Source organism: Micromonospora sp. NBC_00421 (assembly GCF_036017915.1).
In the GTDB taxonomy this organism is placed as follows: domain Bacteria; phylum Actinomycetota; class Actinomycetes; order Mycobacteriales; family Micromonosporaceae; genus Micromonospora.
The window spans coordinates 3,349,785-3,371,318 of record NZ_CP107929.1; the positions used below are offsets into that span (position 1 = coordinate 3,349,785).

The 21,534-nt window shown below is 72.7% G+C and carries 19 protein-coding genes; 3 read left to right on the forward strand and 16 right to left on the reverse strand.

Going from position 1 to position 21,534, the window contains the following annotated elements:
• Window positions 1-40: 40 nt before the first annotated feature.
• The 5 genes from carB to pyrR form a co-directional block, all read right to left on the reverse strand.
• Entirely contained in the window at window positions 41-3,451 is a 3,411-nt protein-coding gene (carB, locus tag OHQ87_RS13820; protein WP_328348485.1) for a carbamoyl-phosphate synthase large subunit, read from the reverse strand.
• Window positions 3,444-4,652, reverse strand: a complete 1,209-nt coding sequence (carA, locus tag OHQ87_RS13825; RefSeq protein ID WP_328348486.1) for a glutamine-hydrolyzing carbamoyl-phosphate synthase small subunit — start codon at window positions 4,650-4,652, stop codon at window positions 3,444-3,446. The genes carB and carA overlap by 8 nt, the downstream gene beginning before the upstream one ends.
• Window positions 4,653-4,837: 185 nt before the next feature.
• Window positions 4,838-6,169, reverse strand: a complete 1,332-nt coding sequence (locus OHQ87_RS13830; protein ID WP_328348487.1) for a dihydroorotase — start codon at window positions 6,167-6,169, stop codon at window positions 4,838-4,840.
• The gene (locus tag OHQ87_RS13835) at window positions 6,166-7,152 is read right to left on the reverse strand and encodes an aspartate carbamoyltransferase catalytic subunit (RefSeq protein WP_328348488.1); all 987 of its coding nucleotides are present in this window, start codon (window positions 7,150-7,152) and stop codon (window positions 6,166-6,168) included. The genes OHQ87_RS13830 and OHQ87_RS13835 overlap by 4 nt, the downstream gene beginning before the upstream one ends.
• A gap of 49 nt (window positions 7,153-7,201) precedes the next feature.
• On the reverse strand, window positions 7,202-7,783 hold the full coding sequence (gene pyrR / locus OHQ87_RS13840; RefSeq protein WP_328348489.1) for a bifunctional pyr operon transcriptional regulator/uracil phosphoribosyltransferase PyrR: 582 nt from the start codon (window positions 7,781-7,783) through the stop codon (window positions 7,202-7,204).
• Between the two features lie 291 nt (window positions 7,784-8,074).
• On the opposite strand from pyrR, the gene bldD reads away from it, so the two are divergent.
• The gene (gene bldD, locus OHQ87_RS13845; protein ID WP_013285505.1) at window positions 8,075-8,563 is read left to right on the forward strand and encodes a transcriptional regulator BldD; all 489 of its coding nucleotides are present in this window, start codon (window positions 8,075-8,077) and stop codon (window positions 8,561-8,563) included.
• 119 nt (window positions 8,564-8,682) lie between these two features.
• Here the strand turns inward: bldD and nusB are convergent, their stop codons facing one another.
• The 4 genes from nusB to aroB form a co-directional block, all read right to left on the reverse strand.
• Entirely contained in the window at window positions 8,683-9,093 is a 411-nt protein-coding gene (gene nusB / locus OHQ87_RS13850; RefSeq protein WP_208570213.1) for a transcription antitermination factor NusB, read from the reverse strand.
• Between the two features lie 23 nt (window positions 9,094-9,116).
• On the reverse strand, window positions 9,117-9,674 hold the full coding sequence (gene efp, locus OHQ87_RS13855; RefSeq protein ID WP_328348490.1) for an elongation factor P: 558 nt from the start codon (window positions 9,672-9,674) through the stop codon (window positions 9,117-9,119).
• 135 nt (window positions 9,675-9,809) lie between these two features.
• On the reverse strand, window positions 9,810-10,262 hold the full coding sequence (aroQ, locus tag OHQ87_RS13860; RefSeq protein WP_328348491.1) for a type II 3-dehydroquinate dehydratase: 453 nt from the start codon (window positions 10,260-10,262) through the stop codon (window positions 9,810-9,812).
• Window positions 10,259-11,335, reverse strand: a complete 1,077-nt coding sequence (gene aroB / locus OHQ87_RS13865; protein ID WP_328348492.1) for a 3-dehydroquinate synthase — start codon at window positions 11,333-11,335, stop codon at window positions 10,259-10,261. The genes aroQ and aroB overlap by 4 nt, the downstream gene beginning before the upstream one ends.
• A gap of 173 nt (window positions 11,336-11,508) precedes the next feature.
• On the opposite strand from aroB, the gene OHQ87_RS13870 reads away from it, so the two are divergent.
• Together OHQ87_RS13870 and OHQ87_RS13875 are read left to right on the forward strand one after the other, a co-directional pair.
• A complete protein-coding gene (locus OHQ87_RS13870; RefSeq protein WP_328348493.1) occupies window positions 11,509-12,030 on the forward strand; it encodes a DUF2243 domain-containing protein in 522 nt (173 codons plus the stop codon).
• The gene (locus OHQ87_RS13875) at window positions 12,027-12,818 is read left to right on the forward strand and encodes a cytochrome c oxidase assembly protein (protein ID WP_328348494.1); all 792 of its coding nucleotides are present in this window, start codon (window positions 12,027-12,029) and stop codon (window positions 12,816-12,818) included. The genes OHQ87_RS13870 and OHQ87_RS13875 overlap by 4 nt, the downstream gene beginning before the upstream one ends.
• Here OHQ87_RS13875 and OHQ87_RS13880 read toward each other — a convergent pair.
• The 7 genes from OHQ87_RS13880 to OHQ87_RS13910 form a co-directional block, all read right to left on the reverse strand.
• A complete protein-coding gene (locus OHQ87_RS13880; protein WP_328348495.1) occupies window positions 12,808-13,314 on the reverse strand; it encodes a shikimate kinase in 507 nt (168 codons plus the stop codon). The two genes, OHQ87_RS13875 and OHQ87_RS13880, sit on opposite strands and share 11 nt — an antisense overlap.
• Window positions 13,315-13,398: 84 nt before the next feature.
• A complete protein-coding gene (gene aroC, locus OHQ87_RS13885; RefSeq protein ID WP_328348496.1) occupies window positions 13,399-14,577 on the reverse strand; it encodes a chorismate synthase in 1,179 nt (392 codons plus the stop codon).
• A 99-nt stretch (window positions 14,578-14,676) separates the two neighbouring features.
• On the reverse strand, window positions 14,677-15,564 hold the full coding sequence (locus OHQ87_RS13890) for a sulfotransferase domain-containing protein (protein WP_328348497.1): 888 nt from the start codon (window positions 15,562-15,564) through the stop codon (window positions 14,677-14,679).
• 39 nt (window positions 15,565-15,603) lie between these two features.
• Window positions 15,604-17,205, reverse strand: a complete 1,602-nt coding sequence (locus OHQ87_RS13895; protein WP_328348498.1) for a lipopolysaccharide biosynthesis protein — start codon at window positions 17,203-17,205, stop codon at window positions 15,604-15,606.
• Complete coding sequence (locus tag OHQ87_RS13900; RefSeq protein ID WP_328348499.1) at window positions 17,202-18,938, reverse strand: O-antigen ligase family protein; 1,737 nt, start codon at window positions 18,936-18,938, stop codon at window positions 17,202-17,204. The genes OHQ87_RS13895 and OHQ87_RS13900 overlap by 4 nt, the downstream gene beginning before the upstream one ends.
• Window positions 18,939-18,945: 7 nt before the next feature.
• Window positions 18,946-19,878 (reverse strand): glycosyltransferase family 2 protein, encoded by a 933-nt coding sequence (locus tag OHQ87_RS13905; protein ID WP_328348500.1) that lies wholly within the window; start codon window positions 19,876-19,878, stop codon window positions 18,946-18,948.
• The gene (locus OHQ87_RS13910; protein WP_328348501.1) at window positions 19,871-21,520 is read right to left on the reverse strand and encodes a Wzz/FepE/Etk N-terminal domain-containing protein; all 1,650 of its coding nucleotides are present in this window, start codon (window positions 21,518-21,520) and stop codon (window positions 19,871-19,873) included. The genes OHQ87_RS13905 and OHQ87_RS13910 overlap by 8 nt, the downstream gene beginning before the upstream one ends.
• Window positions 21,521-21,534: the final 14 nt, after the last annotated feature.

Below are 21,534 nucleotides of genomic sequence, written 5' to 3' on the forward strand. Positions count from 1 at the left end.
GGGGGGGTGGGGGGTTGGGGGGGTTGGGGGGGTGGGGGGGTCATTGGGTGGCTCGGAGGGCGGCGTGGAGTTCCTGGAGGGGGCGGACGCGCATGTCGCCCCGGATCCGGGCCTCGATGCCCATGACCGCCGCCGCCGCGCCGGGCACGGTGGTGATGCAGGGGATGTCGGCCGTCACGGCGGCGCTACGGATCTCGTAGCCGTCCGAGCGGGCGCTCGCGCCCGAGCCCTGCGGGGTGTTCACCACCAGGGCCACGTCACCGGCGAGGATCATCGACACCGCGTCCGCTCCCTCGCCCGCCTGGTAGTGCTTGCGGATCTGCTCGCAGGCGATGCCGTGCCGACGCAGCACCTCGGCGGTGCCGGTGGTCGCGACGATCTCGAAGCCCAGGTCGGCCAGCCGCTTGATCGGGAAGATCATGCCGCGCTTGTCGCGGTTCGCCACCGAGACGAAGATCTTCCCGGTGGTCGGCAGCGAGCCGTACGCGGCGGACTGGCTCTTCGCGAAGGCGTGCCCGAAGCTGGTGTCGATGCCCATCACCTCACCTGTGGACTTCATCTCCGGGCCGAGCAGCGAGTCGACGCCCTTGCCGGCCGGGGTGCGGAACCGCTTGAACGGCAGCACCGCCTCCTTGACCGCGATCGGGGCGTCCGGCGGCATCACCCCGCCGTCGCCGGTGGCCGGGAGCAGCCCCTCGGCGCGCAGTCCGGCGATGGTCGCGCCGAGGGCGATCCGGGCCGCCGCCTTCGCCAACGGGACGGCGGTGGCCTTGGAGACGAACGGGACCGTCCGGGACGCCCGCGGGTTCGCCTCCAGCACGTAGAGCATGTCGTCCTTGAGGGCGTACTGGACGTTGAGCAGGCCGCGCACCCCCACCCCCCGGGCGATCGCCTCGGTGTAGCGACGCACCTCGGCCAGGTGAGCGCCGGACAGCGTGATCGGCGGCAGCGCGCACGACGAGTCGCCGGAGTGGATGCCGGCCTCCTCGATGTGCTCCATCACGCCGCCCAGGTAGACCTCGCCGTCGGCGTCGCAGAGCGCGTCCACGTCGATCTCGATGGCGTCGTCGAGGAACCGGTCGACAAGCACCGGGTGGTCCGGGGAGATCTCGGTGGCCCGGTCGATGTACCCGCGCAGCGTGTCGTCGTCGTACACGATCTCCATGCCCCGCCCGCCGAGCACGTACGACGGGCGCACCAGCACCGGGTAGCCGATCTCGTCGGCGATCGCCTTCGCCTCGTCGTACGAGGTGGCCATGCCGTGTGCCGGGGCGCGCAGATCGGCCCGGGCCAGCACCGCGCCGAACGCGCCGCGCTCCTCGGCCAGGTGGATCGACTCCGGGGAGGTGCCGACCACCGGCAGTCCGGCGTCCTTCAGCCGCTGCGCCAGCCCCAGCGGGGTCTGCCCGCCGAGCTGCACGATCACCCCGACCACGCCGGGGCCACCGGCTGCCCGCCCGGAGGAGTCCTCGGAGTGCCAGACCTCCAGCACGTCCTCGAACGTCAGCGGCTCGAAGTAGAGCCGGTCGGCGGTGTCGTAGTCGGTGGAGACGGTCTCCGGATTGCAGTTGATCATGACGGTCTCGTAACCGACGGCACCGGCGGCCGGGTCGCCACCGGCAGCCGGGTCGCCACCGGCAGCCGGGTCGAGGGGCGCACTGCGCAGCGCCTGCACGGCGTGCACGCAGGAGTAGTCGAACTCGATGCCCTGGCCGATCCGATTCGGTCCGGAACCCAGGATGAGCACCTTGGGCCGGTCCGACGGGGCGACCTCGGTCTCCTCGTCGTACGTCGAGTAGTGGTACGGGGTGGTGGCCTCGAACTCGGCGGCGCAGGTGTCCACCGTCTTGTAGACCGGGCGGACGTCGAGCCGGTGCCGCAGGGTGCGCACGCCGTCCTCGGCGGCCAGCTCCGGGCGCAGCGCGGCGAGCTGCCGGTCGGACAGCCCGGCCCGCTTGGCCCGGCGCAACAGGTCGGCGTCGAGCACCGGGGCGTCGACGATCTCGGCCCGCAGCTCGACCAGCCCGGCGATCTGGTCCAGGAACCACGGGTCGATCCCACCGGACGCCTCGGCGACCTCGGCCACCGACGCACCCAACCGCAGCGCCCGCTCGACGGTGTAGAGCCGGCCGTCGTGCGGCATCCGCAGCGCGGCGAGAGTGTTCTCCCTGGTGGCGTCCTGCGGATCCGGCTGGGTCCAGAAACCCACCGACTTCGTCTCCATCGAGCGCATCGCCTTGTTGAGCGCCTCGGTGAAGTTGCGCCCGAGACTCATCGCCTCGCCGACCGACTTCATCGTTGTGGTCAGCTCCGGGTCGGCGCCGGGGAACTTCTCGAACGCGAACCGGGGGATCTTCACCACCACGTAGTCCAGGGTCGGCTCGAACGCCGCCGGAGTCTTCAGCGTGATGTCGTTGGGGATCTCGTCCAGGGTGTAGCCGATGGCCAGCTTCGCGGCGATCTTGGCGATCGGGAAACCGGTGGCCTTCGAGGCCAGCGCCGACGAACGGGACACCCGGGGGTTCATCTCGATCACGACGATCCGGCCGTCGACCGGGTTGACCGCGAACTGGATGTTGCAGCCGCCGGTGTCCACCCCGACCTCGCGCAGCACCGCGATGCCCAGGTCGCGCAGGTCCTGGTACTCCCGGTCGGTGAGCGTCATCGCCGGGGCGACGGTGACGCTGTCCCCGGTGTGCACGCCCATCGGGTCGATGTTCTCGATCGAGCAGACCACCACCACGTTGTCGTGCCGGTCGCGCATCAGCTCCAGCTCGTACTCCTTCCAGCCGAGCACGCTCTCCTCGATGAGCACCTCGTGCACCGGGCTGGCGGCCAGACCGGCCCCGGCGATCCGGGTCAGGTCCTCGTCGGTGTGCGCCATGCCGGAGCCCAGGCCGCCCATGGTGAACGACGGCCGGATCACCACCGGCAGACCCAGCTCCGCGACGGTCGCCCGGACCTCGTCCATCGAGTGGCAGACCCGGGACCGGGGCACCAGGCCGGCCGGGTCGGCCAGCCCCAGCCGTACGCCGGCCTTGGCGACGATCTCCTTGAACAGCTGGCGGTCCTCGCCCCGGTTGATCGCCTCGATGTTCGCGCCGATCAGCTCGACGCCGTACTTGTCGAGGACGCCCGCGGCGTGCAGGGCGACCGCGGTGTTCAACGCGGTCTGCCCGCCCAGGGTGGGCAGCAGCGCGTCGGGCCGCTCCTTGGCGATGACCAGCTCGACGAACTCCGGGGTGATCGGCTCGACGTAGGTGGCGTCGGCGAACTCCGGGTCGGTCATGATGGTCGCCGGGTTGGAGTTGACCAGGCTGACCCGGATCCCCTCACTGCGCAGCACCCGGCAGGCCTGGGTGCCGGAGTAGTCGAACTCGCAGGCCTGCCCGATCACGATCGGCCCGGAGCCGATCACCAGAATGTGCTTGAGATCGTTCCGCTTAGGCATTCGTGCGCCCCTCGCTGTGGGTCCGGCCCGAGCCGGGCTGTCCGTCGGGGCCACGGCCCTCGATCAGCTCGGCGAAACGGTCGAAGAGGTAGTCGGCGTCGTGCGGGCCGGCTGCCGCCTCCGGGTGGTACTGGACGGTGAAGGCGGGCACGTCCACGGCCCGCAGCCCCTCGACCACGTTGTCGTTGAGGCAGACGTGCGACACCTGCACGCCACCGAACTCGGTCTCGATGACCTGGTCGGGGACGACCGCGCCGGCCGGCGCGCCCGGCTCACGGCCCGGCCAGGCGACCGCGAAGCCATGGTTGTGGCTGGTCACCTCGACCTTGCCGGTGGCCCGGTCGAGCACCGGCTGGTTGATGCCCCGGTGGCCGTAGCCCAGCTTGTAGGTGCCGAAGCCGAGCGCCCGGCCGAGGATCTGGCTGCCGAAACAGATGCCGAACAGCGGGATCCGCCGGCTGAGCACCTCCCGGGCCAGCGCCACCGGCCCGTCGGCGGTGGCCGGGTCACCCGGGCCGGGCGAGAAGAAGACCGCGTCCGCGCCGGTGGCCAGCAGGTCGTCGATGGTGGAGCCGGCGGGCAGCACGTGGGTGGTGACCCCCCGGGCGGCCAGCCGGCGCGGCACGTTGCGCTTGATGCCCAGGTCCAGCGCGGCGACTGTGTAGCGGTGGGTGCCCTCCGCCTCGACCACGTACGGCGCGGCGGTGCTCACCTCGGCGGAGAGGTCCGCGCCGACCATCTGCGGGGACTGCCGGACCCGCTCCAGCAGGGCGCGGGGGTCGTCCTCGACGCTGGAGATGCCGACCCGCATGGCGCCGCGTTCGCGCAGGTGCCGGGTGAGCGCCCGGGTGTCCACCCCGGCGATGCCGACCACCCCCTCGACGCCGAGCCGGTCCTCCAGACCACCTGTGGAACGCCAGTTGGAGCTGATCCGGGCCGGGTCGCGGACCACGTACCCGGCGACCCAGATCCGGTCGGACTCGTCGTCCTCGGAGTTCACCCCGGTGTTGCCGATGTGCGGGGCGGTCTGCACCACCACCTGCCGGTGGTAGGACGGGTCGGTCAGGGTCTCCTGGTAGCCGGTCATTCCGGTGTTGAAGACCGCCTCACCGAAGGTCTCCCCGACACTGCCGTACGACTCGCCGTGGAAGGTGCGCCCGTCCTCCAGCACCAGGATCGCGGATCTACGTTTGTTGGTCACTCGAATCACTTGGCCTGCCCTCCGATCCGGACTGCGGGACTCCGCTTCGCTACGTTCCTCGCTCGAATCACGCGTCACTTCCGATCCGGACTGCGGGACTCCGCTTCGCTACGTTCCTCGCTCGAATCACGCGTCACTTCCGATCCGGACTGCGGGACTCCGCTTCGCTACGTTCCTCGCTCGAATCACTTGACAGCCTTTCCGTCCAGGACCGTCGGCTCGCCGCGCAGGAAGGTCGCCACGATGCGACCCGGCAGCGTCATGCGGGCGTACGGGGTGTTGCGACTGCGGCTGGCCAGCTCCGCGGGCTCGATCACCCGGCGGGCGGCCGGGTCGACCAGGGTCAGGTTGGCCGGCACCCCGGGTGCCGGGTCGAGGCCGTGGCCGTCGAGGCCGGCGATCCGGGCCGGGGTGCGCGACATCCGGTCGGCGATCAGGTCCCACTGCGGGCCGAGCACGTCGAGCGCGATGGACAGCGCCGTCTCCAGGCCGAGCATGCCCGGCCGGGCGTACGCCCACTCGCACTCCTTGTCCTCCACCGCGTGCGGGGCGTGGTCGGTGGCGACGACGTCGATGACCCCCTCGGCGAGCGCGGCGCGCAACGCGGCCACGTCGACGCCGGTACGCAGCGGCGGGTTGACCTTGAAGACCGGGTCGTAGCTGGCCGTCGGGCTCCAGCCGTCGGCGAGCGCGGGGCTGGCCAACTCGCCCCGCCCGGCCACCACCTCGTCGGTCAGCAGCAGGTGGTGCGGGGTGACCTCGGCGGTGACCCGTACCCCACGGGCCTTGGCCTGACGCAGCACCTCGACGCTGCCGGCGGTGGAGACGTGGCAGACGTGCAGCCGGCTGCCGACGTGCTCGGCGAGCAGCACGTCCCGGGCGATGATCGCCTCCTCGGCGACCGCCGGCCAGCCGGTCAGCCCGAGCCGGGTGGAGACCTCGCCCTCGTGCATCTGCGCGCCCTCGGTGAGCCGGGGCTCCTCGGCGTGCTGGGCGATGATCCCGTCGAACGCCTTGACGTACTCCAGCGCCCGGCGCATCAGCTTCGGGTCGGCCACACAGTGCCCGTCGTCGGAGAAGATCCGCACCCGGGCCGCCGAGTCGGCCATCGCGCCCAGTTCGGCGAGCCGCTCGCCGGCCAGGCCGACGGTGACCGCGCCGATCGGCTGCACGTCGACCAGCCCGGCCTGCCGGCCGAGCCGCCAGACCTGCTCGACCACGCCGGCGGTGTCGGCGACCGGCGAGGTGTTCGCCATCGCGCAGACCGCGGTGTAGCCGCCGAGCGCCGCCGCCCGGGAGCCGGACTCCACGGTCTCGGTGTCCTCCCGGCCGGGCTCGCGCAGGTGGGTGTGCAGGTCGACCAGGCCGGGCAGGGCGACAAGTCCGGTGCCGTCGACGACGGCGGCGTCCGGTGCGGTCAGCCCGGTCCCGGCAGCGGCCACGACGCCGTCGCGGATCAGCAGGTCGGTCGGCGCGCCGCCCACGACGCTCACGTTCTTGATCAGGTACGCGGTCACCGGTTGTTCCCTCCGAGCAGCAGGTAGAGCACGGCCATCCGCACGGAGACCCCGTTGGCGACCTGTTCGACGATGGTGGAGCGGGGTGAGTCGGCGACCTCGGGGGTGATCTCCATCCCCCGGTTCATCGGGCCGGGGTGCATGACGATCGCGTGCTCGGGCAGCCGGCGCATGCGCGGGCCGTCCAGCCCGTAGCGCCTGGCGTACTCGCGGGCCGACGGGAAGTAGGAGTCGTTCATCCGCTCCCGCTGCACCCGCAGCATCATCACCACGTCCACCCCGGGCAGCACGGCGTCGAGGTCGTAACAGACGTCGGTGTCCGGACGGGACACCGCGGCCGGGCCGGCGTCGACCTCCGCGGGCGCGGTCACCGGCGGCGCGCCGCCGGCGCGGGCGGCCCAGTCGACAGGGATCAGCGTCGGCGGGCCGACCAGGGTGACCTTGGCGCCGAGGGTGCTCAGCAACAGGACGTTGGAGCGGGCCACCCGGGAGTGCAGCACGTCGCCGACGATCGCCACGTGCAGGCCGGCGAGCCGACCCAGCCGGGCCCGCATGGTGTACGCGTCGAGCAGCGCCTGGGTGGGGTGCTCGTGGGTGCCGTCGCCGGCGTTGACAACCGACCCGTCCACCCAGTTCGCCAACCGGTGCGGGGCCCCGGAGGCGGGGTGCCGGACGACCACCGCGTCGGCCCCCATCGCCTGGAGGGTCAGCGCGGTGTCCTTCAGGCTCTCGCCCTTGGTGACGCTGGAGCCCTTGGCGGAAAAGTTGATCACGTCGGCGCTGAGCCGCTTGGCGGCGGCCTCGAACGAGATCCGGGTCCGGGTGGAGTCCTCGTAGAAGAGGTTGACCACTGTCCGGCCACGCAGTGCCGGGAGCTTCTTGACCTCCCGGCCGGCGACGGTGGCCATCTCGGCGGCGGTGTCGAGGATCTGGGTGGCGGTGCCGGCGTCCAGGTCGGCACCGGAGAGCAGATGCCTGATCATGACTGGGACCGCCTCTCGTACGCCGCTGCGGGGTGCCGTCGCGGTGCGCTCATCGCGTACTCCCGTAGAGCTTGACCTCGTCGGCGCCGTCGACCTCGGCGAGGGTGACCCGGACGCTCTCGGCGAGCGCGGTCGGGATGTTCTTGCCGACGTAGTCGGCGCGGATCGGCAGCTCCCGGTGGCCCCGGTCGACCAGCACGGCGAGCTGCACCGAGGCGGGCCGGCCGACGTCGTTGAGGGCGTCGAGGGCGGCCCGGACGGTACGGCCGGAGAAGAGCACGTCGTCGACGAGGACGACCCGCTTGCCGTCGATGCCGCCCGGCGGCAACTGGGTGGGGCCGACCGCGCGGGTGGCGTGCCGGCGCAGGTCGTCGCGGTAGAGGGTGATGTCGAGCACCCCGACCGGGACGTCGACGTCCTCGAAGGTGCTGATCCGGGCGGCGAGCCGTCGGGCCAGCGGGGCACCACGGGTGGGAATGCCGAGCAGGACGGTCTCGGCGGCGCCCTGGGTCTTCTCCAGGATCTGGTGGGCGATCCGGTCGACGACGCGCTGGACGTCGGCGCTGGCGAGGATCACCTTCACCGAGGGTTGTCGCTCGGGCGACGGATGGGCAGCCGGTGGGCAGGCCACGGCGGACCTCCTTCCCCGCCTCACGGGACGGGTCGTTAAAGGATGTCGGGGGTGTCCGGTCGGGTCGCGGGCGGCCCGACCGGGGGCTGGCGGCCACGTTACCAGCGGTCACCTGGCGGTTCACCGCGACCCACTGATCCCCGGATCAGGACGGTGAAATGGGGACAACTCCCCCGCTATCTCCGATGGGAATGTCACGAGCACTTGACCACGTGTCGCAATCCCCGTACCGTCACGCTCCGTAGCGAATCGCTGGGAGAACCCCAAAGCACAGCACCTGGGAGTGTCCGAATGCCCTCTGAATACGCCAAGTCGCTGGGTGCCCGCCTGCGCTCCATCCGCCAGCAGCAGGGTCTGTCCCTGCAGGGGGTGGAGGAGAAGTCGAACGGACGCTGGAAGGCCGTGGTGGTCGGCTCATACGAGCGCGGCGACCGGGCCGTCACCGTGTCCCGCCTGGCGGAGCTGGCCGACTTCTACCGCGTTCCCGTCTCGGAGCTGCTGCCCGACGGCAGCGGTGTGCGGCACGAGCCCACCAGCAAGATCGTCCTGGACCTGGAGCGACTCTACGACGAGGCCTCCGAGGACCTCGCCTACGTCGCCCGGTACGCCCGGGCGATCCAGCAACAGCGCGGCGACTACAACGGTCGGGTGCTCTCCATCCGCGCCGACGACCTGCGCGCCCTGGCGATCGTCTACGACGCCTCGCCGTCCGGGCTGATCGAGCGGCTCACCGAGCACGGTGTGCTGGTGGCCGACCCGCGGGCGTTCTTCGCCTCCTGATCCGCGGTCGCCGACGAGAGTGGCCCGTGCCGGACGGCACGGGCCACTCTCGTCACACGTCCCCACCCGACAGACGTACCGCCCGACCCCGGGCCCGGCGGCACCCGCCCGGCCCGGGGTCAGCGGGTGGCGTACTCGGCGATCCGGCCGAGGATGCCGTTGAGGAAGCGCGGCGAGTCGTCGGTCGACATCTGCCGGGCCAGCTCCACCGCCTCGCTGATCGCCACCGCGTCGTCGATCTCGTCGACGTAGAGCAGCTCGTAGACGGCGATGCGGGCCAGGTTGCGGTCGACCGCCGGCATCCGGTCCAGGGTCCAGCCCTCGGCGTAGCTGGCGATCACCTCGTCGATCCGGTCGAGGTGCGCGGCGACCCCCTCGACCAGACCGACCGCGTAGTCCAGGTGCTCGGGACGCGGTTTCTCGATCCGCTCGACGTAGCCGGCGAGCACCTCGACCGGGGGCCGGTCCCGCAGGTCGGCCTCGAAGAGCACGTCCAGCGCCCGCTTGCGCGCCTTGCGGCGCGCCGGCATCTGCTGCTTGGCACCCTCGGCCATCAGGCTCGGCCGAGGTAACGGCCGTCGCGGGTGTCGACCTTGATCTTCTCGTCGGTGGTGATGAAGAGCGGCACCTGCACGGTCGCGCCGGTCTCGACGGTGGCCGGCTTGTTGCCGCCGGTCGACCGGTCGCCCTGCAGACCCGGCTCGGTGTAGGTGACCTGGAGCACCACACTGGTCGGCAGCTCGATGTAGAGCGGCACGTCCTCGTGGGTGGCGACGGTCACCTCGGCCTCGGGGAGGAGGTAGTTGGCGGCCTCGCCGACGGTGCCGCCGGGGACGGTGATCTGGTCGAACGTCTCCAGATCCATGAAGACGAAGTCCTCACCGTCGGCGTAGAGGTATTGCATGGTGCGCTTGTCGACGGTGGCGGTCTCGACCTTGGTGCCCGCGTTGAAGGTCTTGTCGACGACCTTGCCGGACAGCACGTTCTTCAGCGTCGTGCGGACGAACGCCCCACCCTTACCGGGCTTGACGTGCTGGAACTCGACGACGGCCCAGAGCTCCCCGTCGAGGTTGAGTACCAGGCCGTTCTTGAGGTCGTTGGTGGATGCCATTTCCTGCCTTGATCATCAATTGGCGGACAGACGTGCCGAGTCTACTAGCTGCGCCTAATCGGCGGCGGGGTCGACGGCCGGGGCCCGATCCGGACCACCAACCGCGCCGACCATCACGCTCAGTGACGAGGAGGGTCAGCCGGTCAGCCGGGTGGCGAGGTACCGCAGGGCAAGCCGGTAGCCGTCCACGCCAAGACCACAGATCACCCCGGTGGCCACCGCCGACACCACCGAGTGGTGCCGGAACTCCTCCCTGGCGTGGATGTTGGAGATGTGCACCTCGACCAGCGGCCCCCGCAGCAACGCGCAGGCGTCCCGCACCGCGACCGAGTAGTGCGACCAGGCCGCCGGGTTGAGCACCACCGCCGCCGCCTCGTCCGCCGCGCCGTGCAGCCAGCCGAGCAGCTCGTGCTCCGCGTCGGTCTGCCGGACCACCACGTCCAGCCCCAGTTCGCGGCCCGTCTCCACGCAGAGCGCCACCAGGTCGGCATAGCTGGTCACGCCGTACACGTCGACCTGGCGGGTGCCCAACCGGCCCAGGTTCGGGCCGTTGAGCACGTACACCCGGGGGGTGTCCGGCCCGCTCACCGGCTGACCTCCCGGAAGGCGGCGTGCAGCAGGTCGTCGTCGGGGCCGTCCAGGATCGCCGGGCGGGCCAGGCCGTCGAGCACCACGAACCGCAGTCGGCTGCCCCGCGTCTTCTTGTCCACCCGCATCGCCGCCAGCAGGGCTGGCCAGGCCTCCGCCGGGTAGCTGGTGGGCAGGCCCAACGCGGTCAGCACACGGCGGTGCCGCTCGGCGGTCGCCGGGTCGAGCCGACCGGCCAACCGGGCGAGCTCACCGGCGTAGACGGTGCCGACGGAGACCGCGTGCCCGTGCCGCCAGCGGTACCGCTCGACCTTCTCGATCGCGTGCGCCAGGGTGTGCCCGTAGTTGAGCACCTCCCGGACGCTCGACTCCCGCAGGTCACCGGAGACCACGTCGGCCTTGACCCGGATCGCCCGCTCGATCAGCTCCCGGACCACCGGCCCGGCCGGGTCGACGGCGGCGGCCGGATCCGCCTCGACCAGGTCCAGGATCACCGGGTCGGCGATGAAACCGCACTTGACCACCTCGGCCAGCCCGGCGGCCAGGTCGGCCGGCGGGAGGCTGTCCAGCGTGTCCAGGTCGGCCAGCACCCCGACCGGCGGGTGGAAAGCGCCCACCAGGTTCTTGCCGGCCGCCGTGTTGACCCCGGTCTTGCCGCCGACCGCGGCGTCGACCATGCCGAGCAACGACGTCGCCACCGGCACCCAGGGCACCCCGCGCAACCAGCAGGCCGCGACGAAGCCGGCCAGGTCGGTCACCGCACCGCCGCCCACCCCGACCACCGCATCGGTACGGGTGAAGCCGGCCGCACCGAGCCGGTCCCAGCAGTCGGCGGCCACCTCGAACCGCTTACCCGCCTCGGCGTCGGGCACCTCGATCGCCAGCGGGGTCGCCCCCGCGGCGGCCAGCGTCTCGCCGATCAGGTCGGCCAGCTCCTTGAGCGGCGGCGCGTGCAGCACCGCCACCCGGGACGCCCCGGGCAGCAACGCGGGCAGCTCGGCCAGCAGGCCCCGCCCGACCAGTACGTCGTACGGCTGCTCGCCGCCGACCGGAATCCGGGTCACCTCGTTCATCGCCGGCAGCCTAGTCCAGGGGCGACCCCCGGCACGGCCACTGTCCACCTGCTGGTGTGGCCGGTTCGAGGGCCACGTGACCGGGGGCCGCGTGACCGGACGACGCGGCAGGCGTTTAGCCCGACGGGACCCGGGCACCGGGGACGGGATCGACCCCGAACGTGGAGGCATCCATGGCCAACACCACCATCGACGGCGCGGACATCCGACTGCCCGCCGTCGTCCTCGGCGTCGGCCTCGGCGGGTTCGTCGACGGCATCGTCCTGCACCAGGTGCTCCAGTGGCACCACATGCTCAGCAGCACCGGCAGCGACAACGTCGGCATCCGGGCGTACCCGGTGGACACCGTGCCCGGGTTGCAGATGAACACCCTGTGGGACGGGCTGTTCCACGTGGTGACCTGGGTGGCGGTGCTCACCGGGCTGGCCCTGCTGTACGCCCGGGTGACCCGGTCCCGGGGCCGGTTGTGGCGCTCCGGCCTGCTCTGGGGCTGGGCGCTCGTGGGCTGGGGCCTGTTCAACCTGGTCGAAGGGGTGATCGACCACCACCTGCTCGGCATCCACCACGTGCACGGTGGCCCGCACCAGACCGCCTGGGACGTCGGCTTCCTGCTGCTCGGGGCGGCGCTGGTGGGGCTCGGCTGGGCGGTCCAGCGGCGTGCCACGGCCGTGGACACCTGCGCCGGGCGGCGATGACCGGGTCGCACGGCGGCGGGGTGGCACCGCTGCTGCTCGTACCGATGCTGCTGTTCTGGGGTTATCTGGCCGCTGCCCTGCGCCAGCGTGACCCGGGCCGCGCCGGCTGGAGCCACTGGCGGACGGCCGGCTTCGGCGCCGGCACGGCGTTGCTCGCGGTGGCCGTACTGTTGCCCGCCCACGACCTGGTCGGGCACATGTGGCAGCACCTGCTGGTCGGCATGCTGGCGCCGCTCGGGCTGGTGCTCGGCGCACCCGGCACGCTGGCCCTGCGGACGGTACGGCCCCGGGTCGGCCGGGCGGCCCTGCGGCTGCTGCGCCGTCCCGCCGTGGCGGCGGCCTCCCACCCGGTCACCGGGCTGCTGCTCACCGCCGGGGGCCTCTACCTGCTGCACCTGACCCCGCTGTACCGGGCCACCCTGACCCATCCCGGCCTGCACCCGCTGGTCCTGTTGCACTTCCTGATCAGCGGGTACGTCTTCAGCTGGGCGATCGCCGGGCCCGACCCGGGGCCGCACCGCCCCGGCGTGCCGGTGCGGCTGGTGGTGCTGGGACTGTCCGTCGCCGCCCACGCCACCCTCGCCCAGCTGATGTACGCCGGCCTGGTCGACGCCGACGTCCCACCGGCCCAGCTGCGGGCGGCGGCGACCCTGATGTACTACGTCGGTGACCTGGCCGAGATCCTGCTCGCCCTGGCCCTGCTGGTGACCTGGCGACCCGCGCCCCGCCGGGACCGGCCGGCCCCGGCCCGGTCGGACCGCCGCCGGGTGGGCGCGGTCAGGGCTTGAGCAGGGCGACGATCTCGGCGACGATCTCCTCCGGCGAGCGGCCGTCGGTGACCACCGTCGCCGTCGCCACCTCGGTGTAGAGCGGTCGGCGCTGGTCCATGAGGTACTTGAGGGTGGCGCGTGGATTGACCGACAGCAGCGGCCTGCCGGCACCGAGCCCGACCCGCTTCACCGCGTCGGGGAGCTCCACCGACAGGTGCACCACGGTGTGCCCGACCAGCGCGGCCCGGCTCTCCTCGGCGAGGATCGCGCCGCCACCGAGGGCGAGCACCCCGGCGTGCGACGTCAACGCCGCCAGCACCGCGGCCCGTTCCAGGTCCCGGAAGTGCGCCTCACCCTCGTCGATGAAGATCTCCGGAATCGGCTTACCGGCCAGTTCCTCGATGTCGGTGTCGGTGTCCCGGAACGCCACCCCGAGCAGGGCCGCCAACTCCACGCCGACGGTGCTCTTGCCGGACCCGGGCGCCCCCACCAGCACACAGACGGGCTTCGTCACGGCTGTGGCCTTTCGTTCACGGCACTCACCGGATCGACCTTCCGTTCGCGACTGCGGGGCTCCGCTGCGCTGCACTCCTCGCGCTCACCGGATGATCAGGGCGTCGAGGTAGCCGGCGACGTTGCGGCGGATCTCGGCCACCGAGTCGCCGCCGAACTTCTCGGTGGCGGCCTCGGCGAGCACCAGCGCCACCATCGCCTCGGCGACCACCGCCGCGGCGGGGACGGCGCAGACGTCGGAGCGCTGGTTGATCGCGGTCGCCGGCTCCCCGGTGCTGACGTCGACGGTGGCCAGCGCCCGGTTCAGCGACGAGATCGGTTTCATCGCCGCCCGCACCCGTACCGGCTCGCCGGTGGTGATGCCGCCCTCCAGGCCGCCGGCCCGGTCGGTCACCCGACGGACCCCGGTGGCGGTGGGCATGATCTCGTCGTGCGCCTCGGAGCCCCGGGACCGGGCCTGCTGCCAACCGTCTCCGATCTCCACCCCCTTGATCGCCTGGATGGACATCAACGCGGTCGCCAGCCGGGCGTCGAGCTTGCGGTCCCACTGCACGTGGCTGCCCAGGCCCGGCGGTACGCCGTACGCCAGCACCTCGACCACGCCGCCGAGGGTGTCGGCGGCCTTCTTCGCGGCGTCGACCTCGGCGACCATCCGGGCGCTGGCGTCCGGGTCGAGGCAGCGCAACGGGTCCGCGTCGATCCGCTGGGCGTCCTCGGGCGTCGGTCGTAGCCCCTGCTTCGCGGCCACCGAGCCGAGCTCCACCACGTGCGACACGATCTCGATGCCGAGGGCCTGCTTCACCAGGGCCTTCGCCACGGTGCCGACGGCGACCCGGGCGGCGGTCTCCCGGGCGCTGGCCCGCTCCAGGATCGGCCGGGCGTCGGTGTGGCCGTACTTCTGCATGCCGGCCAGGTCGGCGTGGCCGGGCCGGGGACGGGTCAGCGGGGCGTTACGGGCCTGGCTGGCCAGCTCGTCCGGGTCGACCGGGTCGGCGGCCATCACCGTCTGCCACTTCGGCCACTCCGAGTTGCCCACCCGGATCGCGACCGGGCTGCCCAGGGTGACACCGTGCCGCAGGCCCCCGATGACCTCGACCTCGTCCTGCTCGAACGCCATCCGGGCACCCCGGCCGTAGCCGAGCCGACGACGGGCCAGCTCACCGACGATGTCACTGGTGGTCACCGCCACCCCGGCGGGGACCCCCTCCAACATCGCTACCAGAGCCGGACCGTGTGATTCACCTGCAGTCAGCCAACGCAACACAGCGGCCAGTCTGTCACGCCCGGTGCCCGCCCCCACGCCGTGCCCGGTCCGTCCCGCCCTGCGGACGCCGATGCCCACCACACGGCCTGTCGACCCGGCTCAGGACCAGTCGAAACGCATCCCCAACCGCTGCTCCAGCGCCGCGTTGTGCGGGGCGAAGTGCGCGCTCAGCTCGGCCCGCACCGGCGCCGGCATGGCGCTGCTACGCCGGTGGTTGTGCGCCTCGTACGCGGCGAGCCGGTGCGGGGGCAGGCCGAGGAAGTCGAGCACCCGGGCATAGGTCGCGGCCGGTTCGGCGTACAGCGTCTCGCTGGGCAGGATCAGCAGCTGGGAGCGGTCGAAGCGGTCCAGCCACGGCGTCAGGTGCTCCAGGTAGCGGCCCCGGGCCCGGTAGGTGTACCAGTCGTACGCCTCGCTGAAGTACGTCGGGTCGGCGATCAGCTTCTCCCGCTCCCCCGCCGTCCGCTCCTCCTCGCGGGCCAGCGCCTCGGCGAAGTCCAGCGGCTCCTTCCCCTCGGTCCGCCGCTCCTTCCAGTGCGAGTACGCCCGCTCCACCGGATCCCGGAGCAGGAAGATCAACCGCACCTCGGGCAGCAGCTCGGCGACCCGCTGCGGGACGAGCGGGTGGAACATGTACAGCGGCGCGGCCTCGCCGACGCGGGCCGGCCGACCGTGCCGGCGTTCCAGGGCCTGGCGGTGCCGCGCGGTCGGGAAGTGCGAGCGGTACCAGGCCTCGCCCCGGCCCCAGTTCTCCTCGAAGTAGTGCGAGGTCTTGGTGTTCCAGGCCGGGAAGAGCCGGGGCACCAGCGGATGCGCCAGCAGGTAGCGCCAGAGCGAGGTGGTGCCGCCCCGCTTGGTGCCGGTGATCAGGAAGTCCGGCAGCGGCCGGCGGTCGCTGGTGCGTTCGCCGTACCGGACCAGTGAGCTGCGCACCTGGTGGGTGACCTGGTGCGGGACCACACCCTTGAGGCGGTCGCGGATCGTCATCGTCTCCCTCTCGTCACGCCGGTCTCGGCCTGAGCATCGTCACGCCGACTTCGGCCTGAGCATCGTCACGGCGGCCCGCACCGTACGCCGGACCCGCCGGTCCAGCAGCAGCCCGGCGGCGACGACCGCCAGCACCACCAGGGCCAGCGCCAGACCGGCCAGCCCCCGGCCGGCGACCAGCGCGCTGAGCACCGCCACCACCGCCGCGCCGCCACCGGCCCCGACCGCCGCCCAGCCCACCGAGCGGGTGAGCAGCGGCTCGCCGATCGCCACCCGGGCGGCCACCGCGGCCAGCACGTTCTCGGCGACCACCCCGGCCGTCCAGGCGTACGCCGCGCCGAGGGCCCCGTGGTCGGGGACGAGCAGGAAGCCCAGCCCCACGGTGAGCGCCAGCCCGACCACCGTGGCCTGGAGGTGGCGGGCGCTGTTGCCGCTCATCAGCAGCATCGTCTGCACGATGCCCACCCCGGAGTTGACGAGCATCGCCCCGGCGAGCACCGCCAGCGGAGCGGCCCCGGCGGTGAACCCGTCGCCGAAGAGGCCGAGGAAGGCGGGCGCGAAGACCGCCAGGAGCAGGTACGCCGGCCAGGACAGCAGGATGATCACGACGGTGACCCGCCGGTAGACGAGCGCCGCGTCGGCGGTACGCCCCTGCCCGAGCAGCCGGGACAGCTGCGGCGCGACGGCCACCCGCAACCCCTGCATGATCAACAGACCGGCCAGGGCGTACCGGCCGACCGCGCCGAAGACACCGGACTCGTCCGCGCCCGCCAACGCCGAGGTGAGCAGCACCCCGACCCACATGCTGCTGGCGTCGATGGCCGCCGACACCGCCCGGGGCAACGCAAAGCCCCAGAGGGTACGCCAGTCCGCGCCGTCCGGCCGCAGCCGCGCCCCGGCGAGCAGGCCGAGGGGCCGCAGCAACAGCACGGCGGCGGCGACCACGGCCAACGCCACCGGCAGCAGCCAACCGCCGAAGCCGACGGCCACCCCGGCACCGGTGGCGACGGTCGCCAGCAGCAGGACGGGCCGGGCCGACGGCACCAGCACGTACTGGATGCCGACCACGGCGGTCACCGGTCGGACCGCCCGGACGGCGGCGAGCAGCACTGTCAGCGCCACGGTGACCGGCAGCGCCAGGAAGGCCAGCCGCAGCAGCGTCGGCCCCTCCGCCCCCTCGAAGAAGACCGGGGCGAGCCGGTCGGCGGTGAGCGCACCGACCGTCGCCACCAGCCCGGTGAGCCCGAGCACCGGCAGCAGGGCGACCGGCAGCAGTCGGGCGGCGTCGCCATCGGCACCGGGACGACGTCGGGGCAACGCCCAGACCAGGGCGGTGTCCGCACCGGCGCAGCAGATCGCGCCCAGGATGGAGACCACGCCGATGGCGGTGAAGAGCGCGCCGGAGCCGTCGGTGCCGAAGCCACGCACGATGACCACGGTGAGCAGGAAACCCAGCGCGCCGTTGACCGCCGCGCCGACCAGCCCGACAGCGCCGTTGCGGGCGCTGCGCCGTACCTCGCCGGAACCGCCCGCCGTGCCCGGGGCGTCCGCCGCCGGCCCGAACGACGGGTCGGCCGCAACGGTACGGCGGTCGACCTGCCGGGGAATCGCCGCAGTGGTTCCGGGTCCCGGTCGCCTCATGCCCGCTCCCTGCCGTCCTCGGTGCCGGTCTGGTCTTCGGTCCGGGTGGTGACCCGGGCCGGTGGGGCGGCCCCGGAGGGCTGCGCCGGCCGCACCACGGTCGGCGCGTCCACCCCACCGGCCGGACGGGAACCGCCGGACGGCGGACGGGAACCGCCGGACGGCGGACGGGAACCGCCGGACGGCGGACGGGAACCGCCGGACGGAGCCGGGGGCCGGGCCGGAGCCTGGGTCGGCACCGAAGTTGGAGCCGGAGCCGGGGGCACGACCGGAACCGGGGATGCGGGACCAGTGGGGGTGGCTCCGGTGGGCGGAGCGGGAACGCTGGCGGTGGCCCTGCCGGGTCGGGTCGGGACGGTGGCCGATGCCCTGGCCGGTACGGATGCCGTCCCGGTGGCCGAGGCCGCGCCCGTGGCCGGTACGCCGGGGGCCGACGACGCCGCCCGGGGCGGACGTGGCTGGGTGACTCCCGGCGCGAGTGTCACCGCGCGGTTCACCGGCCCGTTGACCGCCGCCAACCCGGCCCCGACCGCGAAGAAGATGACCGACATGTTCGGGTCGATGTAGGCGTACACCGGGATCACCACGAGGGCGATCACCGGGATGGTGCTCAGCCACTGCCCGGCCGGGGAGACCGCCGTGGCCAACCGTTTCGCGATCAGCACCAGCCAGGCCAGGAAGGCGATCAGGGCCGGGATGCCGTGGCTGTAGAGCACCTGCCAGACCATGCCCTGGGTGCCGAGTGGTTCCTCGGCGAGCGTGGTGTCGACACTGTTGGGTGCGCCGTACCCGAGCAGCGGCGAGCGTTCGACCGCCTGGAGGGTACGCACGTAGAGGTCCATCCGGTCGACGTTGGTGTCGGTGCTGCTGACCCGGTTGTCGATCAGCTCCTGCACCGGCACCACCAGGCTGACCACCCAGACCAGCAGCACCAGCCCGCCGATCGAGGCGATGAGCTTGGCGTTGCCCCGGACCAGCGCCCGCAGGCCCAGGTAGGTCAGCCCCGCGCCGAGGCCGAGGAACATGCCCCGGTTGAGGGTCATGAACGCCGGCACCATCGACAGCGGCAACGACACCAGCAACGCCACCCGGAACTTGCCGGTACGCACCGAGGTCAGGTACGCCAGCACGCACGGCACCAGCAGCGCGTACGCCGTACCCCAGTTGTTGGTGTACGGGTAGGGCGCGGCGGTCCGGTAGATCGGGGCCCGCGAGACCGGGTTGAACTCGTTGGCCCGCACGTGGGTCAACGCCTGGATGAACCGCTCCCCCGACATGCTGCCCGGCAGCAGCATCTCCACCGGGGTGGTGAGCTGGAAGCGGGGTGCCAGCACGGCCAACCAGCCCAGGGCGACCACGCCCAGCCAGTACCAACCGAGAGGGCGGAGCACCTGGTCCCAGGGGACGCCGTCGCGGACCAGGTTGTAGACGTAGACGCAGACGATCAGGGCGGTCAGCATGAAGCCGAAACGCAACCCGGAGGTGAAATAGGCGGTGACCCGGTCCAGTCGGGTGAAGCTGAGCAGCACCAGGGCGAGCAGCACCAGCCAGCAGGCGGTGCCGGTGGGCAGCGCCACCCGGCCCCGGGTGACCAGCAGGCCCAGCAGCACCACCCCGAACGCCGACCAGCCGAGGTAGAAGCCGCCGAGCACCCACCAGAGCGGCATCAACCCGAACATCGCCAGCAACGGCCAGGTGGGCAGCGGCGGCGGCCCGGCGGGCGATCCGCCCACCCGCCGGTCAGACACCCCGCCCCCGGCGCTGGGCCAGCCGGAGCACCCGCTCTCCGGAGAGCAGTCCGAGCACCACCGGGACGGTCACCAGCACCCGCTTCTCCCGGGGGTTGAGCCGGACCACCCGGCCGAGTTCCCGCACCGCCTCCCGCCGCCGCCGGCCGGAGGCGAGCGCGAAGGCGATCTGGCCGTGCAGCCGGGCCAGACCGGTCCGGCTAGCTGCCAACTCGGGGTGCTTGTCCAGCAGGTAACGGGTGGCCTCGACGATGGTCGCCCAGCGACCGAAGAAGAACGAGCCACCGTGCCAGTCGACCACCACAAGCACCTCGGGCACGATCACCACCGGGCCGTGCCCGGCGATCCGCAGCAGCCACTCGTAGTCCTCGCCGTAGCCGCCGGGCAGCTCCTCGTCGACCGGACCGATCGCGTCCCAGGTGGAACGCCGGATGAGGATGGTGCTGGAGTGCACCTCCATGATCCGGTCCTCGACGAAGTCGGGCAGGGTGACCTCGGCCCGGTCGAGTTGCCGTTCCTTGGCGATGCCCGGCCCCTCCAACCGGATCCCGCAGCTCGCGGCGGCGGCGTCGGGGCGCTGCGCCAGCAGCTCCACCTGCCGGCGAAGCTTCCCCGGCAGCCAGAAGTCGTCGTCGTCGCAGAACGCGATCAACTCGGCAGCGGCCTCGTCGACGCCTGTGTTACGACCGCCGGGCAGGCCCTGCCGGTGGGTGTTGGGAACGTAGCGCAGGGTCCGGCCGGCCGGGACGTCGACGGCCAGCTCGCGCAGGTCGGTGTGGTCGTAGACCACGACGCACTCCACCGGCCCGGGGTAGTCCTGGTCGAGCACCGCGCGGACGGCCCGTTCCAGCAGGCCGGGCCGGTCCCGGGTGGCGATCACCACGGTCACCGGCGGGTGCTGCGGGGCGGCCGTCGGCTCAGTCACGCTTCTCTCCCGTCACCACGAACCCGACCGGCTCGACCCCCACCGCGCGCAGCCGTTCCACCAGTTGGCTCAGCCTGCCGGTGCGGGTCTTGTCCCGGGCGGCGACCAGCACCGCCCGGCCCTCCCGGGCGGCCCGCACGCCCCGCTCGTCGTGCAGGGCGGGTGGCGCGTCGATCACGGTCACCCCGCCGGCCACCGGCGCGTCCAGCGGGACCAGGCGCACCGCACCGGTGCCGATACACAGCTCCTCGCCGTCGGTGGCGGGGGCCTCCTTCGGCAGGACCCGGGGGATGATCTCGGTCTTGTCCGCCGCCGTGGTGGTGGACCGGTAGACCCCGCCGTTCTTCGCATCCTCGGTGGGGAACGGCCGGGGCTTGCGGACCGGCTGGATGATCATGGTGTCTTCCGGGTTGCCCGCCGGTGCCGGGGCGGCAGCCGCCGGAGCCGGCGTCGGGACGCTGCTGGGCATCGGCCGGGGGCGGGGCACCCGGGGACGGGCCGACTCGACGGCCGGGTGCCGGCGCTGGGCGTCGGTGAGCAACGCCCGGATCCGGTCCCGGCTCTCCGGGGCGACACCCAGGCGCACCTGGTGCCCGGCCTGGGCGAGCGCCGCGGCGACCCCGGCGGTGACCTGTTCCCGTCGCTCGTCGTCGGCGCTGGACAGCAGGACCAGCGGCAGCGGCTTCGGCCCGTCCACCCAACGGCCCAGGGCCAGCACCAGGTAGCGCAGGTCGGTGTCGGAGAGCCGGCCGACGCCGTCGCGTCCGACGGTCCCCAGCAGTGGGGCGCCCACCAGCGCGGACGCCTCGGCGGCGGTACGCACCCGGCGGTCCATGGACTCCCGGACGAAGGCGACCAACCCGCCGACGAGCAGGCCGCCGAGCAGGCCGGCGACCAGGATCAGCGGGGCGGCGTCCCGACTGGACGGGACGGGCGCCCGTGCGGCGCTGGTCACCGAACCGGGGCTGAGATCCGCCGAAGCGATCTTGGACCGCTGTTCGGCGAGGGTGGCGAGCTGGTCGTTGAGCGCCCGCAGCTGGTCCAGCAGGGCGCTGGTGCGCGGCGACGGGCTGGAGGAGCCCTGGTTGGCCGGCAGCGACCGCTGGGTGGTGGTGCGCTGGCTGGTGACCAGGGCGATCGTCTCGTCGTAGGACTTGAGCACGGCGGCGCGCTGGTTCTCGTACATGCCCTTGCGCAGTTCGAGGTACGACTCGGCGGCGCCGTTCGCGCCGTCCACCGCCTCGGCCTCGCCGTGCCCGGCGTAGCTGAACCGCATCACCTGGCCGCCGACAGGCGTCTCCACGGCGAGCGCGTCGGCCACGTCGGTGGTGTCCCGGCCGGTGATCGAGGCGACCTTGTCGATGACGTCGTTGCTGGTGGCGATCCCGCTCTCGGCGGTCATGTTGACCGCCCGGTCGGCGCCGCCGGAGGGCACCGAGAACGGGTCGGTGACCACCGGGCGGACCACCACGGCCGTGGTGGCGGTGTAGGTGGGAGGGAAGACCAGCAGGTAGGCGGCCACCAGCAACAGCACCAACCCGGTGGCGGCGAGCACCGTGCGCCACCGCCGCACCGGGATACGGGCCAACTCGGCCAGGCCGACCGGGCGCTGCCGGGCGGGAGTGACGTCGGTCACATCCATCAGTCAGGTCCTCT